This window comes from Bacillus cereus group sp. BfR-BA-01522, from assembly GCF_022662635.1.
GTDB lineage: Bacteria > Bacillota > Bacilli > Bacillales > Bacillaceae_G > Bacillus_A > Bacillus_A cytotoxicus.
This window is the reverse complement of sequence record NZ_JAKUDY010000003.1, coordinates 93264-110215: the sequence shown is the minus strand read 5'-3', so window position 1 is coordinate 110215 and position 16952 is coordinate 93264. Positions and strand designations below refer to the sequence as shown.

Sequence of the window (16952 nt, the reverse complement as noted above, 5' to 3'; positions counted from 1 at the left end):
CATCTCATACTTTTAAACAAAATTAGACAAATTTCTTATAAATCTAAATGTTTTCTTCTCCTAAGAAATGTGCGATGCTTTTCTTTCATAAAAAAAGAACCGATTAACGACAGTAACCAGTTCAGTATGACGCTCTTCATCCATGATTAGCGCACCCAACAAGCTCCAATGATGATTAATAAAATAAACAGCACAACTAACAACGCAAATCCATAACCTGTACCGTAGCCACAATAACTACCTGAATATCCATACCCCCACATGTTTCCCCCTCCTTTTTCTATATTTATATTGCACTATTACATTATGTAGGACAACTTCTCTTTCGTATGTGTATTTGCCTAGAAATCAAAAAATCGATATGTATAATCTCTTTTGAAAATAAGTTTCTTGCATAACTTCTTTTTACTAAAGCATATAGTTGTAATGATGACAAAGGAGGAATATCCATGACGCAATCTGAATTTGAAAAATATGGACAAGAAGCAATTTGCTATGAACAACTGGCACGGTACTATCAATATATAAGTCCTAGAAAATATATCGAGCTATCTATGAAATATCATCATGCGGTCAAGCAACTTGTACAGGCATACGAAAGGCGTGAATCACAAGAGGCAACGTTACCATCTTATATGAGGATATTTCACGCCTCACCGCATACAGCCCCTGTCGATATTTTAATAAATGGACAAAAAGTCATTAAAAATATCACTTTTCAACAATTCAGCCCTTATTTCTCCCTTATGCAAGGGCAATATAGGCTTGATATTGTTCCTCTAGACAATGAAACTCCCATTTTTTCAGCACTTATCCCGATGCTAGGAAATCATTCCTATACACTTGCAATACTTGATAAAGATTCGCATATTCAACTACAACCAATGTTAGATAATACACATTTGCCATCTGGTCAAGCTAAAATACGATTCGCACACTTCTCACCTGACACTTCCGTTGTAAATGTATCCTTAAAGAACGGCGATCATCTATTTGAAAATGTACTCTTTAAACAAGTAACAGATTATTTACAAGTAAGCCCTGGTACAGCTGATATCGAAATTTCACTTGCTGATACAAAGAAAAACCTTGTAACGATTCCAAACGTAAAAATCGAACCAAATACCATTTCTACAATTTCCCTTGTAGGTTACACTACAAAATCGCCAAATGTTACTACTGTTACTCTTACAAATTAAAAAAATCTACGCCATATTATGGTGTAGATTTTTGAAATGTAATATGAAATTCTGTCCACTCAGAGTTTGATTGACATGTAATCATCCCATTATGCTTTTCAACAATTTGCTTACATACAAATAAACCAATGCCAGTTCCTAATTTTTTTGTTGTAACAAATGGTTCAAAAATCGTTTCAATATTCTCTGCTGGAATCATTGGACCATTATTTTTTATTACAATATGAATCATTTCTTCATCTTCACATGTATCGATAATAATTTTACGATTTTCATTCATTGCTTCTAAAGCATCAATCGAATTCATTAAGATATTTAAAAAAACTTGCCTCACTTCACTTCGATATCCTACAAATGAAATCGGGTAAGGTAAGTTTTTTTCAATTGAAACATTTGCATTTACTAAACTTGGATATAAGAAATGAATAATATCATGAAACAAATCGTTTAGCCAAAATCGTTCCGATTCATTCCACATTTCCTTTTTAGAAACAAGTAAAAATTGCGAAATGCGAAAGTTTAACTGATCTAGCTCATGAGAAATAATATCTAAATACGATAAATTAGGATGTTCTGACTTTAGCAGTTTCACAAAACCCATTATGGAAGTTAACGGATTCCGAAATTCATGAACAAAGCTAGCAGACATTTGTCCTAAAATAGTTAATCTTTCTTTATGTGTTTCATTTATATATTGCTGTTTTTCCTCTAAATTTCTTGATATGATTTCCGAGTATTTTAAAACAGTATAATAAATTAATCTGTCAAAACAAGTATGTATTTTTGTCATAATTGGTTTTAGCTCGTAAGCTTTCACATCTAACTCACACATCGCTTCAAATAGTTCATTTCTTCCGACATTTGCGTTATAGACAAAATCGCCAATATTTGCATCCGCCCCTGCACGTTCAATCGCAATTTTCTCACATAACGGCTGTAAATAAGCAATATCCTTATCCTCCATAATAAGTTTAATAATTAATTCTAATAAGCGTTCTCCATTTCGAGCTACCTCTTGCTTAAACGGATCTTTGTCGGAAATTATCGTCTTGTTTTTCCAGTTCTGTACGAATTGATGCCTATTGTCTTTCAAATACGAACAAAATAATTCTTTAATATCCTCCTTATCGATTGGAAAAACCCCCATTTCCTCCATTTCCATGCGACGATACCCTATATATTTTGAATATTATCACAAAAAACAAATTTCGTTAAGAGATTATTGTCACATTTTGTTAATTTCTGTTGATAAAATTTATTTCATTTTTATCGCCCATTATACCCTTTGATAAGTGATAGATAATTCCCTTCTATTTGTGTCAATTTTCACATATATATCATGATTTTTTTTGCATCCTTTCCGATTCTTGCGTACAATAAGCATGGAAAGGTGTGAAAAATATGGTAAATAAAAATGTGGAAGATTATCTTCAAGAAGGCATTTATGGCCAAAAGCAAAACAAACCAGAAGAACGTAATATGTATTTAGGTACATTACGCGAACGTGTAGAGATCGCTTTAACCATCGGTCAAGTAATGCGAAGCACCATTTATTCAGAAGTAACAAAGAGTTTGCATTCTTCTCAGAATCTGCATCTATTTGTAAATGGAAGCATTACTTACCCACATTTATCAAAATACATTAAATTAGCAAACGAAAAAAACGTTCCCTTCACTATTGTTCAAAATAAGGGAACACATACACCAATCGGCTTAGTTGTAGCGCATCATACTGCTGTAGATAAAAATCAAATTTACGTTGAAGATGATATTTTCAAACAAGAAATCCCCTCATAACGAAGTAAAAGGTACACTTTAAAGAGTGTACCTTTTACAATCTACTCATCCATTCCATTTACGAACTAATTTGTTCTTGCAGTGATATAGAAGAGTCCGTTTCAGGCATAACAATTGGCGCAGGTTGTTTCGTTACTTCTATTCGCTTAATATAATGCCCATCCAATTCTTTAATACAGAACCTATATCCTTCAATTTTCACGATATCTCCTTCTTCAATCCCAAGGTTTTTCGTTAAAATCCAAGCGCCAATCGTATCAATTCCATCGTCATAAATTGTTAAACCAAGTAGCGCATTCACTTCACTAACAAGCACTTTTCCTTCTAAAATTGTTTTTGTTTCGCTGACACATTGAATTTCTGGTTGTTCATCTATATCAAATTCATCTTGAATTTCTCCAACAATTTCTTCCAATATATCTTCAACTGTTACAAGCCCTGCTGTTCCTCCATATTCATCAATTAACACCGCAATGTGCGTACGCTCCCGTTGCATTTTTAAAAATAAATCACGGATTGGAATAGATTCGATAACAAGAATAATCGATCTCATATATGTTCCTACTGTTTCAGCGTGACCAGCACCATGTTTTACAAAATCCGTAAAAATATCTTTAAAATTAACAAATCCAATAACATGATCCTTATCTCCATCAACCACAGGATATCTTGTATATTTTTCTTTTGACATTTTTTGCAATGCTTCTTTTATCGGCATATCCTTATCTAAAATATACATTTCCGTACGCGGAACCATAATTTCTTTTGCAATCCGATCATCAAATTCAAAAATTTTATTCACATATTTAAATTCTGATTGATTAATCTCTCCACTTTTGTAACTTTCTGAAACTAATAACTTCAGTTCTTCTTCTGAATGTACATCTTCACGCTCTTTCACCTGCGATAAACCAAACATTCTTGCTATATATCGAGCGGATCCATTTAGTAACCATATAAATGGGAATGTAAGACGATAAAAGAAAATGAGCGGTTTTGCTATAAACAAACTAATTTGCTCTGCCTTTTGAATTGCAAATGTCTTTGGTGCCAATTCTCCAATCACCACATGGAAGAAAGTAATGAACATGAACACTAGAATTACAGCTAAAAAATCCACAGATTGAACAGGTACTTTCAAACTAGTAAATAGTTGATCGAACGTTTGCTTTAGTGCCGGTTTTCCTAACCATCCTATTCCAAGCGCTGTAGCTGTAATCCCTAATTGGCAAGCTGATAAATACTCGTCTAAGTTTGTAATGACTGTCTTTACTGACTTTGCGCGCCTGTTGCCCACAGCAATTAAATAATCGATGCGCGATTCTCTCACTTTCACAATTGCAAATTCTGTTGCAACGAAAAATGCAGTTAAGGCAATTAAAACAATCAACATACTTATCCTAAATATGTCCAAATATGTTTCCTTACTTACGCTGTAAGCAAGGAAGCCACCTCCTACTTCAAATGATTCAAGCGAAATATCCAATTTGAATCTGGCAAAATTCTACATTAGCAATCACCTTTTTATATATTATATGCATACATAAAAAAGATATTTATATTTATGATAATCTAAAAATCTTGTTCCCGTCAATTTACAACACAGAGAAGTTGAAAATTGTACAGCTCTATTTTTCATAAATATATGCTAAATTTCGTAAAAAAACACTTTCTTTGGCGATTCAACACTTCTTTTGTCACTCCAGAAGGGAACAAACTTTTCATCTAGAAATCATGTAACAGGATATATATAGGAGGGATTATCTTGGAATATAAAACACCCTTTATTGCGCAAAAGTTAGGTGTTAACCCAAAAGCAGTGGTTCGGATTGCTCAACAATTAAATCTCACGATTCAAAAGAACAAATATGGTCATTATATTTTTACAAAAAGTGACTTTGATCAAATGTTAGAATATCACCGTTCTCAAATGGAACAAGATTCCACTTCCCAAACGAAATCCTCAAATGAGATTGAACAACTCGTCATACAATTAAATGCAATTACAAAACGATTAGATCATATTGAAGAACAAATACAAGATAAGGCAAATGATGTTGTCACATATCAACTATTACAGCATCGTCGTGAAATGGAAGAAATGTTAACAAAGATTGAGAAATTGGAGGCTTCTATTCCAAAAGAAGAACCCGTATATATTACACCGGATAGTCAATCAACATATGAACGAGAAAAAAAACCAAAACGCCGTAAAATGATTTTAAGTATGTTTGGCTTTTAATAATTCTTATTTATCAGTATATGCATTTAAAGGATGCCCATTGTTTAGGCATCCTTTCATTTTACTATGATAATATCGTCTCCATATCTTCAGCAGCAGTCATAATCGTTTTCAATCCGAATTTCTCTTGTAGCACTTGTAAAACACCAGGTGAAATAAATTCAGGCACTTTTGGTCCAATTCGAATATCTTGTATGCCAAGGCTAAATAGACCGAGTAAAATGGCAACAGCTTTCTGTTCAAACCATGATAATATAATACTCACTGGTAATTCGTTGACGTCACATTGGAAAGCCTCTGCTAATGCAGCTGCAATTTTTATCGTTGAAATGGAATTATTACATTGTCCTAAATCAATATAACGTGGAATTTTCGTTCTTGGCACAACTCCATAATCTATGTCGTTAAAGCGGAATTTCCCACAAGAAGTTGTGAAAATAACGGTTTCTTTTGGCAATGACATAGCCAACTCTCGATAATATTCACCACCCTTGCCAGGAGCATCACATCCAGCAACTACGAAAAAACGTTTTATTTTCCCCATCTTTACTGCTTCAATAATTTCTGGTGCCAATGATAAAACAGTATGATGGTGAAAACCAGTTACTAATTGTTCGTCAGATTTCATATGTACTGCCGGAAGCTCTAATGCTTTTTGGATTAATGGTTCAAAATTATCGTTTTCAATTTTTCTTACCCCTTCTAGCCCAGCTAGATCATAAGAAAAGAAGCGATCTGCGTACGTACCCTTAATCGGCATAACGCAATTTGTCGTTGCTAAAATGGCTCCTGTAAACTTTTCAAATAGACGTCGCTGATCAAACCATGACTTACCGATATTCCCTTTTAAATGTTTATATTTTTTAAGCTGAGGATATCCATGAGCAGGAAGCATTTCCGAATGTGTATACACGTTAATTCCTCTTCCTTCTGTTTGCTTAAGCAGTTCTTCTAAAGCAAATAGATTATGTCCTGTCACAACAATTGCCTTTCCTTCCACGCGATTTTGTGTAATGTGAACAGGCTTTGGAATCCCGAAATGATTAATATGTGCCTCATCTAATAGTTCCATTACTCGTAAAGCTGCTTTTCCTACCTTCATTGCCATTTCCAAATGTTCTTGTTCATTAAAGTTTGAATTTGTTAAAGTCATATATAACGCTTCATGTGTCACTGCATCTACAAATGAATCTGTATAACCGAGTTGAGCTGCATGAGTACGATATGCTGCAATACCTTTTAATCCAAAGACAATCGTATCTTGCAAACTTGCAATTGTTTCGTTTTTCCCACAAACACCTATTATTTTACATCCACCTGTTGGAGTTTGCTCACACTGGTAACAAAACATAAAATCTCATCCCTTCTTAATCAACTCTTACAAATAAAGCGTAATGTAAATGAAATAAGAAGGATGTGATGTGAATCACAATATTATATAAAAATTTGTGACAAATCAATTTGTTAACATAATATTTTTACTGTATCTTTTAATAAGCGTTTGTGCGTGAGCATTTCCTTGAATGATATCGCGAAACTCCTTCAAGGAATATAAGTGTGTAATACCTTTTCGAGCATGAATGCGGACTGGAACCCCTTGTAACATATCATGAAAATCAAATGGGGTATCTATTGGTTCAATTGGGAAACCAAGTGTAAGCAAATACATATACATTCGTTTTGTTACAACTGCAATATACCATTCTGCCTTCATTTCTAAAGCATGTATAAACAAAATCGCTGCTAATCTTTTGAAATGCCCTCGACCTCGAGATGTTTTTGCGATGCTTAACTTTCCAATTTCATATACATTGTTTAAGTTTTTTATCAATTTATTTTTAGAAAACGGATAAAAAAACTCAGAATTAGATTGTTCTGGTGAGGTATATTGAATACATTCAACAGTACCAATATAATGCTGATCTTCTATTAATAAAAACCGTGATGGATTTAAATTCCGTTCTACAAACATTAAATTTCGTTCCTCACAAAAATCTCCCCACAATTGCTCGAACCAAAAATGCTCTTCCTTCGTTTGAACACGCTGGAACATATTTCCCCACCTTTCTTATCGCTATCTCACTTATTGATAACGCTTACATTATATAATATAAGACCGAATCTTCGTATGCAACTAAAAATATTTATTACTTATAGTATTCGTTAAACAAAATGGAATTCCTATTCCCCGTTCATTTTTATCAAAAATACCGAAAAATAACCACCTAAATACATACATAGTAGGTGGTTATTTTTTAACGCTCTCGAGCAGTAAAGATTTTTATGTTTTTATACTTTTTAACCATTCCTCAAAAATTTGCATGAGTCCATATTTTCCAGCTAACTTCTCTTTTCCTTGCTTCGTTTTATATGGGTATAACTGCAGAAATACACCACAACCTGATTCAATTTTTTTGCCGTGCATATGACTTCCTGGATAGACACAAATTACTTCGTAAATCGCCTTTCTTTTAAAAATACGTTTCCCCTCTTTTTCATCTACATATTTAATAGACCAATATTTATACATTTGCTCTGTCGCTTTTGTATTACCAACAGGCTGAAAAATGTTATACATTGGACTATACTTTACTTCAATAATAATAGATGATTGATATTCATACCATTCTTCCTGCTTTACATAACAATCTAGCCGAATATCCGGTTTTTTCGTATCTTCTCCATTATAAAAATGGCTTCCTTTACTTAATGCAATAAGTGGATGAGTTTCAATTAAATCATTAAATGCCACATGGATTCGAAACTCATCACGATGTAGTACAATTGTCGTACCATCTTGTAATCCATCCAAATAAAAATATTTCTGTATCTGTTCTCGCATCGGTACTTTATCATGAAATCCCATTTCTTGTAGTATAGAAATAACAATAAAGAATGCATAATATTCGTAGACTAAAAATGTTGGTTTATACACGAATAATAAGGCTGGAGATTGCTGTCTATAATGGGGTAACAACTCTAAATGATACATAAGTTGTCGGTGTGGTATAGAGATAGAATAAAGTGTAATATTCGTTTTTTCAGAAATGTCCTTCCAAAACGGGGAATGTAACAAATGATGAAAGTACTGTGCACTTTCATAAACAATACGATTCAAAATTTTATATTCTTGTATTTTCACTGAACTCTTGCGTAAATCCGCTTCTTTCAACAAATGTATATTTTTATATTTTTTCTTTTCTCGATCCGTCACAGAGCCGTTTCGATCAATTGTTTGCATAATGGTTTTAACAGCTTGATATTCTTCCTTTTTTGTCTCCTTTGTTTCCTCTAGTAGTTTAACTGTCTTTTGTAAAAAACGCTGAGCTTCTACTAAATAAGAATAAAACTGCCTCGTTTTAAATTTAAGAAAAGCATTTTCTAAACTATTTTTCTGCTCTATAAACTTGCGATTATAGTACTTTCCGTGCATTTTTTTTTCGCTTATGATTACACTTTTCCGCGTCGATTTTCGTTCTCGCGTCTCCCAATTGTACGTATTGACGTACTTCGTATTCATTTCGATCTTTTTATAAATTTGTTTTATTTTTTTCATCTTCTTCGGCAACATTCGCAGTAACATTAAATAAGAAGAATCTTCAATATCACTTAATGCTGAAAATGTTTTTTTATAATAACCTCGATCTAAAATTAATTCGTTCAAAATCGACTTTACATAACTTTGAATCATTTCAAATTGATCATCTTCAAAATTTTTTGGAACAATTTGAAACGCTCCGTAGTATATCTCCCCTCCCACTCTTACTTCAAAGTGGTATAAGCCGCAGCGCCATGGATAAAAAAAATCTGTTTTTCCATGTTCATATATTAATATTTTTGATCTTTTTTCATGTAGTTCATATTGTGATTCTTGTATATTCTTTTGTCCTTCATACACTTTATTCCATATAAATGTAACATGAACTGCTTTCTCATAATGTAAAGATAGCCGTAATGGTTTTAACTCCTGCACTTTATAAATACACTGTGAGAGAGAGAATGCCGAAGTGCAGAGACGATTTAAAACGATAGTCTCTCCCTTCGCTTCCGATCCTACAATTAGTTTCAGTACAAAAGGCAACATTTCTATCGTGTCGACAATTTCAGTCTCATTGTGTTCTTTATTTTGCATAACCATACAACTCCAATTCGCGTCGCTTTTGTCTTAAATACGCTAAGGAATGTTCGAATGTTGAGACACAATTTGCAAGAGGAGATTGTAATAATGGGATTAGCATCGCTCCCTTTTTTTCCTCTTCAGAAAGAAGAGCACCAACTGTCATCTCGGTTCCACGCAATTTTGTTAATACGCGCTGCTTAATTTGCAAGTCAAAGCCTTCTTCCCTGCTAATCATATAAGACTGGTTATTGTGCATGGGAATATTTTGCAAATATGAGGCAATAGCCGCAGCGCATCGAAAAGAAATACCTTTTGATGCATCGTAAGAGGACAATATATCATGCAACTTATCTAGCAACTCCAATTCCTCCTCTGAAAAAACTTCAACCATCGCTTTATTTCTTACCCAATTTATGCGAAACTCCCTAGCGGTTACTGCCAGAGAAGGAAATTGTATATTCTTTTCCTGTCTCATGCTCATTTCACAAAATGGAATTTTTTGCAATGTAATAAGATTGACTCGATCTAATAAACGGTCGGATAATTCTTTCGTTGTTTCATCAAAATTTATCGTGCCAACAAAAATAATATTTTCTCCAATTTCAATTTTCGCTGGGACTTGATTTTCTCCCCTAGCCCCTTCTTCATATAAAGTAAGAATACGATTCTTTTTTTCTAATTGGAGAATCGATAAAAATGGGGTAAACCAATGCTCAATATGCGACATATTCATTTCATCAAATACAATCATATATAGCTGATTCGGATTTTCTTTTGCTTTTAATAATGTTCGAACAAGCTGTGTCTCACTTTCAATAAATGCTCCATTTGGATGAAGATAACCAAGTAAATCATGTGGCTCTTGATAAGTCGGAGATATAGGAATCCATATTAATTCTTCACCATATTGCAATCCTAATGCTTCTGCATACGCCTGCACAAAACGAGATTTCCCAATCCCTGGTATACCACCAAGAATGGTTAACATATTCGTTTTTACACTAATGTGAAAATTAAAGATATCCGTTACATCAATATATAACCCTTTATCACATACTATTTTCTGTACATACTGTAGAAAAGAGGTTTCTCGTTCGTCCCATTCCTGCTCTTCTTTTTGATTTCTAATATCTATCACTTCAATTGGCTTCCCCTCTTCCGCAACGCGTTTTACGAGTTGCTCGTATATATTTGCATTTACAAAATACAAATGATCATCAACTTCTAATTCCACATATTTCTTCCAGTCATCAATCTCAATATATTTACATTCCTTTCTTTGTTCACAATAGGCAATAGAACTAACCGACGGCTTTAATGATAAATTTCCATATAAACGCCCTTCATGCCATAATAAATCCGGTGTATCAAAATCCTGTGGAAACTTAGGCATGAGAAAAGATAGATAGCCATTCCCAAGCTTTCTCTCAAAAGATTCTCTTTTTCTATATCCAGTTAGTCTTGGTGAAGGAATAATTTTATATGCATCCACCAATTCTTTCTGTTCTGTGCATATTAATTCTACATATATGTTTCCTCTTTCATAATAAAGTCGAAATAACACCAACTGTTTTTCTAACTTTCTCTTTTTCAAATCAGCGAACACTTTCTCATTCTTCTTATTACTACATATACCTTCAAATACGTATGGTTCCTCTCCAAACTGGGATTGCAAAACCGAAGGAATTGGTGACAAACATTGGATTGAAAATGTCTCTTTTTCTTCTATGCCTTTTACAAATTTCCCAATAAACCTCATATGATACATCCGTTTTATAAAACTTGGATGAAGAGCTTTATGTAATTTCAATACACTCACCCTCTTTTTCCCATACTGTTCTTATTGTATGTATTATTTTATAAAACTAGAAACAAAAAACCTGACGTTATCCGTCAGGTTTTAAGAGAAAAATTGATATTAGTGCGAAGAAAATGTTTGTTTCTCTTGCAAAATCGCATTGTGAGCAATCTTTAATTTCGCTAAGACATACCGTAGTCTATCTTCAGCATTTTCATCCTTTTTATGCTGCAAATTTGCTAACGTTTCTACAGATCCTGCTAAATTTTCAATCACTCCACGCAATTCGGGATGATGGTTAAAAAACGATTCTTGTACTAAAACTTTTCTTAAATCATTGGTCAACTCTATAATCCTTACCAACTGTTTTTTTTCTTCCATATTCATCCCTCCTAAGCATCTTATTCTTATATATGAAATATTCTGTGAAAAATTGCAAATTCCTTGTATCTAAAACAAAAAAGTCCTACAAGAGGACTTTTTACACTTGTATATTTCCTGTAAATAGCAAATAAAGCGATGCAATAGTTGCAATGACAATGACAACCATAACATATCTCTCACCGTTTGAAAAATAGCGATTTCCTTTTTCTTTTCGAGCAAACATATAAACAACAAGACCAATACCATAAACAATGGAAACTAGTAACAAATTCTTTAGCCCAGCTGCATAAATTAACCAGATGGAATAAATAAATGCAATGAAAGCTAATACTCCATTTTTTATTCTCGCTTGTTTTATTTCCTTTGTAATAACTAATTTTAGCTGATACAATGCCGATAATAAATACGGTAATAAAATAGATGTCGAAGCAATAAAATACATCATTTGATATGTTGATTCTGAGAAAAGCACAATGATAAATAACGTTTGTGCAACACCATTTGAAATCCATAATGCAATATGCGGTGTTTGTTTTTTATTTGTTTTTGTAAATACTTTCGGAAAAACACCATCTTTTCCGGCCACATGAGAAATTTCAGAAACAAGTAGAAACCATCCAATTAAAGTCCCCACAAGTGATGCAACTAAACCGATATTAATAGCAACTGCTCCCCAAGAGCCAACTACATGTTCTAATACATGTCCCATTGAAGGCGTGTCTAAAAGAGATAATTCTTGTCTTGACATAGCCCCCATTGAAAGGACGGAAATTAAAATGTAAATTGCCATGACTAAAATAAGTCCCAAAACTGTCGCTTTTCCAACATCACGACTATTCTTTGCTCTTCCAGATAACACAACGGCTCCTTCTACCCCAATAAATACCCAAAGCGTCACGAGCATTGTGTTTTTCACTTGTCCAAGTACAGAAGAGATGGAAACAGTCCCTTCTCCCCAAAAATCATGAGTAAATGTCTCCCAGCGAAATGCTGTAACCATTACGACGATAAATAATAAGATTGGAACTAGCTTTCCAATTGTAGCAATTACATTCATAATTGACGCTTCACGAATTCCAATTAAAATCAAAAAGTGAAGTGTCCATAATAAAAGAGAGGCGCCAATAATCGAAGCTACATTATTTCCACCTTTAAAAATGGGAAAGAAATATCCAAGCGTGCTAAACAATAACATAATCGTTGCTACATTTCCTAAAATCCCAGCAAGCCAATATCCCCACGCACTATTAAAACCAATGTATTCACCAAACCCTGCGCGTGCATAACTATAAATTCCGCCCTCAAGCTCTGGTTTTTGCCTTGCTAATGTTTGATATACAAGCGCAAGTGGAATCATTCCTAATGCTGTAATACACCAACCAATTAGTGTAGCACCACTATTTGCCCCAGCTGCTAAGTCATGTGGGAGGCTAAATACGCCACCTCCAACCATTGTTCCAACTACTAATGCAATTAATGAGAAAAATCCTAATTTCTTTTCTATCGGTATCACCCCGTTTGTCATTCTAGGTGTTATGTTTATCCGTCAACTATTAAAGTCACCTTTTTCTCTAATAGAAGTTTCTTTTATATTTTTTCAGGAAAACATTACTTATTCTAAAAGAAAATGAGTAAAAAGGGAATACTTTTTTGAAAAAATGTATAAGTATGCATAAAAAAACCGTTCATTTCTCATGAACGGCCGTTTTTTAAAGCTAAAATTGTATATTTTTTGTAAAAATTTAACGAATAAGCTTTTATCTCATTATTTTAGGGCAGTAGCAGCCCAATTGGTGGAGGATGAAAAACCCCGTTGATTAAAGTTTCACTTTATTTTTTAATTGTTTCACCATCTTTTTTACACTTTCTCTACCTCACATTCATTTCGCGATTCTGGTGATTCATTCCAACTTACTTTTTTCAAGATATACTTGTTCTTTCACTCTAATGATCAAATAATAGCGTCTTTATAATCGCTATGTACTCTCTTATATAAGCCTTATTCTTAGAACGTGCAGGAGTCGAAGCAGCTAATGCTTCCATTTTGATTCCTAAACGTTTCGCAATAATTTTTGTACGATATAAATGATAGGTATTACTTACAATAATAGCGTGTGTAATATGAAATAAATCTTTACTAAACTTTAAATTTTCATACGTACTTGTCGAACGGTCTTCTATCAAAATACGATTGGCATTGATACCGTGTGCTACTAAATAATTTCGCATACTATGCGCTTCTGGAATATCTTCATCTTCTCCTTGTCCTCCAGATACGATAGCCTTTGTCTTAGGGTTTTCATTTAAATATTTTAAAGCTACATCTAAGCGATTTTGAAGAGATTGTGATGGCTTATCTCCAAATAATTTTGCACCTAATATTAATATATAAGGAATTTCATTACTCACCTCTTTTTGAGCAACTTTGCGCATCTGATACGTAATATATAGTATATATAATATTGGTAAAAGAAATAGAAGACAGACAATCCATTTATTCATTACTATATCTACACTCCCTTTCTTTCTATTATATAGAAAAAGAAAGGGAGGTAGAAGTCTTTTTAATGGCTACGTTGCCCCGCATTTTGAGGATTACGTGCTTTTTGAGAAGACGTATGAGATTGTGTTTGATTCCCTTTATGTTTTGCTGATCCTAGTGCTTTCGTTTTTCCCATTTGAATCCCCCCTTTTTATATTCCCTTTTATATTCTGTACTTTTCCTTTTCTCATACAATGGATTTATTGGAAGCTCCAATGTTTTTTTCTTTATATTTTAACAAAACGTAGCGGAGGGCAATCCCCATTGCACAAATTAACAAAATGCTAAGCGTATAAAATGGAAGCATGCCCCCTACTTTTGACACACCAAAAGTAAAACTCGTTAATAATATAATGAGCCGCAATAAACTATCTACACGTCCCATTACTTCATTTGAAATTTTCTCCATTATTAACACATTGCGTACAATCCTTGTTCTCGCATTTCCAATTGCATGAAAATAGAAAGCCCATATAACATAACAACTGAAGATTCTACAATCATTCCGGTAATTGAAATTACATATATACACATCGTAATTACGATAGATATTTCTGTCTTCACATATTTCATTAAAAAGGGCATGCTGATTCCAGCAAGTACAGCACCAATCCCATACATCATCCTCTTTATTGTATATACAGATGCATTTACTTTTAATACATCTGAAATGTATATTGGAATTAAATAATTTGTCATCATCACTCCGATAAATGACATATAGATGGCAAGTAAAAACCAAAAAAGTTTTTGGCGCCCTTTCATAACATGAGCCCCTTCAAGCATTTGCTTTTTAAATGGAATCCTTAGTAATAATGACTTTCTTGAAAAACGATCAATGCTTTGGCCAATAAGTGGTGACAATAAAAACATAATAAGAGTCGCTACAATAGATACATATCCAAAGATAACATCGCCACCGCTTTCCTTGATCAAAAACCACAGGATCGTTATCATAACAATCTCAGAACCAATAGCTTATCTGCTATTGGCTCCTAAAACATAATACAATCGAGACTCATAATAAAGAGAATTCATATCAATCAACTCCTAATTGCTTTTTCACCTCTTTATAAACGTCCATATATGCTTTTAATTCTTTAATAAGATCATGGATAAGCGGTTTTGCCTCTTCTCCAAGTTCACCATCTTGTACATGTAAACCGTCTACTACAACTTGTTTTGGAATGGTATTCGCGTACACTCCTCTTGCGACAATACGCATACTATTTAATGCGTTCATTCCGCCTTTTCCTCCACCTGCAACCGCCAATAAAGCAACTGGTTTATGAATAAATTCACTACTGCTTAAAAAATCAAGCGCATTTTTTAAAGCGCCACTCATTGCGTTATGATATTCCGGTGTACAAAGTACAACACCGTCTGCTGATTTTACTAAATTTTTCAATTTTGTTACAGCTTCTAGTTCACGCTGTGAATCTTCCCCGTTATATAAAGGCAATTCTTCGATCGCCAAATCATATAATTCCCCTTCAAAGTGCTCTGCAATATATTTTGCAATTACACGTGTTCTACCGAATTTTCTTGGCGTTCCATTCATTACGACTAATTTCATAATTCTTTCTCCCCCTTATTTAAGCTTCTCATTCTATATTATCAGAAAATTATATACAAAACACAACAAAAATGGTGAAAATGTTTTAGAAAATAGTATAAAAAGAACTCATACTTTCGTATGAGTTTTTTTCAAAAATGAAATCATTAGGACTTTTGTGCTTTAAAATGCCAATAAGCCTTCTCTGCTAACTTTCTCCGCTCCTCTGGTAGCTTGCTGTATTGTATAATCATTTCTACCATTTGTTCATAAGGAGCAAAAACGATTCCTGGCCACTCTTTTTCGTCTTCTGGATTACTCGATTCAGAAATAATAAACTTTTGATTCGCAACAGCATGAGAAATTCGTGGCGTTTCAAGAATTCCAGTTAAATGGAAATGAATATTTAAAATGATCTTTGCTCGTGCCATCAGTTCGTTTCTAGGAATTCCCCATACATTGCTTTGAAAAACAATATTCAAGTTCGGGGCAAGCTCTTGAAGCTGTTCAAAAATCGCTTGACGTCGCTCATTCATAGCACCAATAAACAGAACATCAATATCTTCTGAAAGCACGTGAGGAAATGCTCCTTTTTTTATTTCTAATGTCGGGGCATAATTCATCTTCACATGTTTTATTTCTTTTCCTAATCCTTTCTGTTTCAACCATTCTATATTTTGACGACTATAATCCCATACTTCTCTATCCTTTAATATTGTAAGATATGCCGCATTCACATAAGGACTCTCATCATATAACTGCTCTAAATTATACACAATTGCATGATTTGGTATAGGGATGGGGCGATAAGCAAATAAATGAGCACCAAAAAGAACGGTCTGTTTTGCTTGGTCCAATAACGTTTCTGATATAATTACTTCTTGTCCTTGTTGTTCTAATTGCCATTTTAAAGCACGTGCAACGTCTATAAAACTCCCATATGTGTACGGCCATATATAGAAACAATAATCATATTCTTTATTAAAAAATGATTCAATTACCTTTGCATTCTTTTCATACAACTCCACATTCGGATACTTCATTACCATCTCATTCGCATATTTTTTTGCAACTTTATATAAACCAGCATAATATGCCGCCACGCATCTTTTTAATTCTATACTTGGTCTATCCGCCTCCTGTATATCCATTTCTAAAATAAGATTTGCAACAACGAAAGCTTTCAAATGATCGTGATCGTAGTAATAATCCAACAGCGGAATTAACTCCTCATGCGTATTTCCATACACAGATGTACCGAGATCAATAGCCCATCTTATTAATTCCATTATCCCTCCACCTCCCCTTTCACACA

At 33.6% G+C, this 16952-nt stretch carries 15 protein-coding genes and 1 pseudogene; 3 read left to right on the top strand and 13 right to left on the bottom strand.

Features of this window, described 5'->3' with window-relative positions:
* Nucleotides 1-146: 146 nt before the first annotated feature.
* A complete protein-coding gene (locus MR059_RS05640; protein WP_041809682.1) occupies nt 147-263 on the bottom strand; it encodes a YjcZ family sporulation protein in 117 nt (38 codons plus the stop codon).
* Between the two features lie 186 nt (nt 264-449).
* On the opposite strand from MR059_RS05640, the gene MR059_RS05635 reads away from it, so the two are divergent.
* On the top strand, nt 450-1199 hold the full coding sequence (locus tag MR059_RS05635) for a DUF4397 domain-containing protein (RefSeq protein ID WP_012094169.1): 750 nt from the start codon (nt 450-452) through the stop codon (nt 1197-1199).
* A 16-nt stretch (nt 1200-1215) separates the two neighbouring features.
* Here the strand turns inward: MR059_RS05635 and MR059_RS05630 are convergent, their stop codons facing one another.
* Nucleotides 1216-2361: a BA2291 family sporulation histidine kinase gene (locus MR059_RS05630; RefSeq protein ID WP_012094167.1), complete on the bottom strand. Its 1146-nt coding sequence runs from the start codon at nt 2359-2361 to the stop codon at nt 1216-1218.
* A gap of 239 nt (nt 2362-2600) precedes the next feature.
* Here MR059_RS05630 and MR059_RS05625 point away from each other — a divergent pair, with 239 nt between their 5' ends.
* Nucleotides 2601-2996 (top strand): YueI family protein, encoded by a 396-nt coding sequence (locus MR059_RS05625; RefSeq protein WP_012094164.1) that lies wholly within the window; start codon nt 2601-2603, stop codon nt 2994-2996.
* Nucleotides 2997-3054: 58 nt separating this feature from the next.
* Here the strand turns inward: MR059_RS05625 and MR059_RS05620 are convergent, their stop codons facing one another.
* Nucleotides 3055-4389 carry a hemolysin family protein gene (locus MR059_RS05620; RefSeq protein WP_012094163.1) on the bottom strand — a complete coding sequence of 445 codons (1335 nt, stop codon included), beginning with the start codon at nt 4387-4389 and terminating at the stop codon, nt 3055-3057.
* 372 nt (nt 4390-4761) lie between these two features.
* Between MR059_RS05620 and MR059_RS05615 the strand changes: the two genes are divergently transcribed.
* Nucleotides 4762-5238 (top strand): polar chromosome segregation protein, encoded by a 477-nt coding sequence (locus MR059_RS05615; protein WP_012094162.1) that lies wholly within the window; start codon nt 4762-4764, stop codon nt 5236-5238.
* Between the two features lie 64 nt (nt 5239-5302).
* On the opposite strand, the gene hcp is transcribed toward MR059_RS05615, so the two are convergent.
* From hcp to MR059_RS05565, 10 genes and pseudogenes are all read right to left on the bottom strand, one after another.
* The gene (gene hcp / locus MR059_RS05610) at nt 5303-6589 is read right to left on the bottom strand and encodes a hydroxylamine reductase (RefSeq protein ID WP_012094161.1); all 1287 of its coding nucleotides are present in this window, start codon (nt 6587-6589) and stop codon (nt 5303-5305) included.
* A 105-nt stretch (nt 6590-6694) separates the two neighbouring features.
* Entirely contained in the window at nt 6695-7291 is a 597-nt protein-coding gene (locus tag MR059_RS05605; protein WP_012094160.1) for a hypothetical protein, read from the bottom strand.
* 228 nt (nt 7292-7519) lie between these two features.
* Nucleotides 7520-9370 (bottom strand): hypothetical protein, encoded by a 1851-nt coding sequence (locus MR059_RS05600; RefSeq protein ID WP_041809679.1) that lies wholly within the window; start codon nt 9368-9370, stop codon nt 7520-7522.
* Entirely contained in the window at nt 9360-11168 is a 1809-nt protein-coding gene (locus MR059_RS05595) for an AAA family ATPase (protein ID WP_041809677.1), read from the bottom strand. The genes MR059_RS05600 and MR059_RS05595 overlap by 11 nt, the downstream gene beginning before the upstream one ends.
* Nucleotides 11169-11276: 108 nt before the next feature.
* Nucleotides 11277-11537 carry a hypothetical protein gene (locus MR059_RS05590; RefSeq protein WP_012094157.1) on the bottom strand — a complete coding sequence of 87 codons (261 nt, stop codon included), beginning with the start codon at nt 11535-11537 and terminating at the stop codon, nt 11277-11279.
* A 100-nt stretch (nt 11538-11637) separates the two neighbouring features.
* Entirely contained in the window at nt 11638-13065 is a 1428-nt protein-coding gene (arcD, locus tag MR059_RS05585) for an arginine-ornithine antiporter (protein WP_012094156.1), read from the bottom strand.
* Nucleotides 13066-13484: 419 nt separating this feature from the next.
* On the bottom strand, nt 13485-14042 hold the full coding sequence (locus MR059_RS05580; protein ID WP_012094155.1) for a YdcF family protein: 558 nt from the start codon (nt 14040-14042) through the stop codon (nt 13485-13487).
* A gap of 227 nt (nt 14043-14269) precedes the next feature.
* A pseudogene (locus tag MR059_RS05575) lies at nt 14270-15039 on the bottom strand (MFS transporter).
* A gap of 82 nt (nt 15040-15121) precedes the next feature.
* Nucleotides 15122-15658 carry an NADPH-dependent FMN reductase gene (locus MR059_RS05570; RefSeq protein WP_012094154.1) on the bottom strand — a complete coding sequence of 179 codons (537 nt, stop codon included), beginning with the start codon at nt 15656-15658 and terminating at the stop codon, nt 15122-15124.
* Nucleotides 15659-15804: 146 nt separating this feature from the next.
* Entirely contained in the window at nt 15805-16926 is a 1122-nt protein-coding gene (locus MR059_RS05565) for a CgeB family protein (RefSeq protein WP_012094153.1), read from the bottom strand.
* Between the last annotated feature and the right edge of the window lie 26 nt (nt 16927-16952).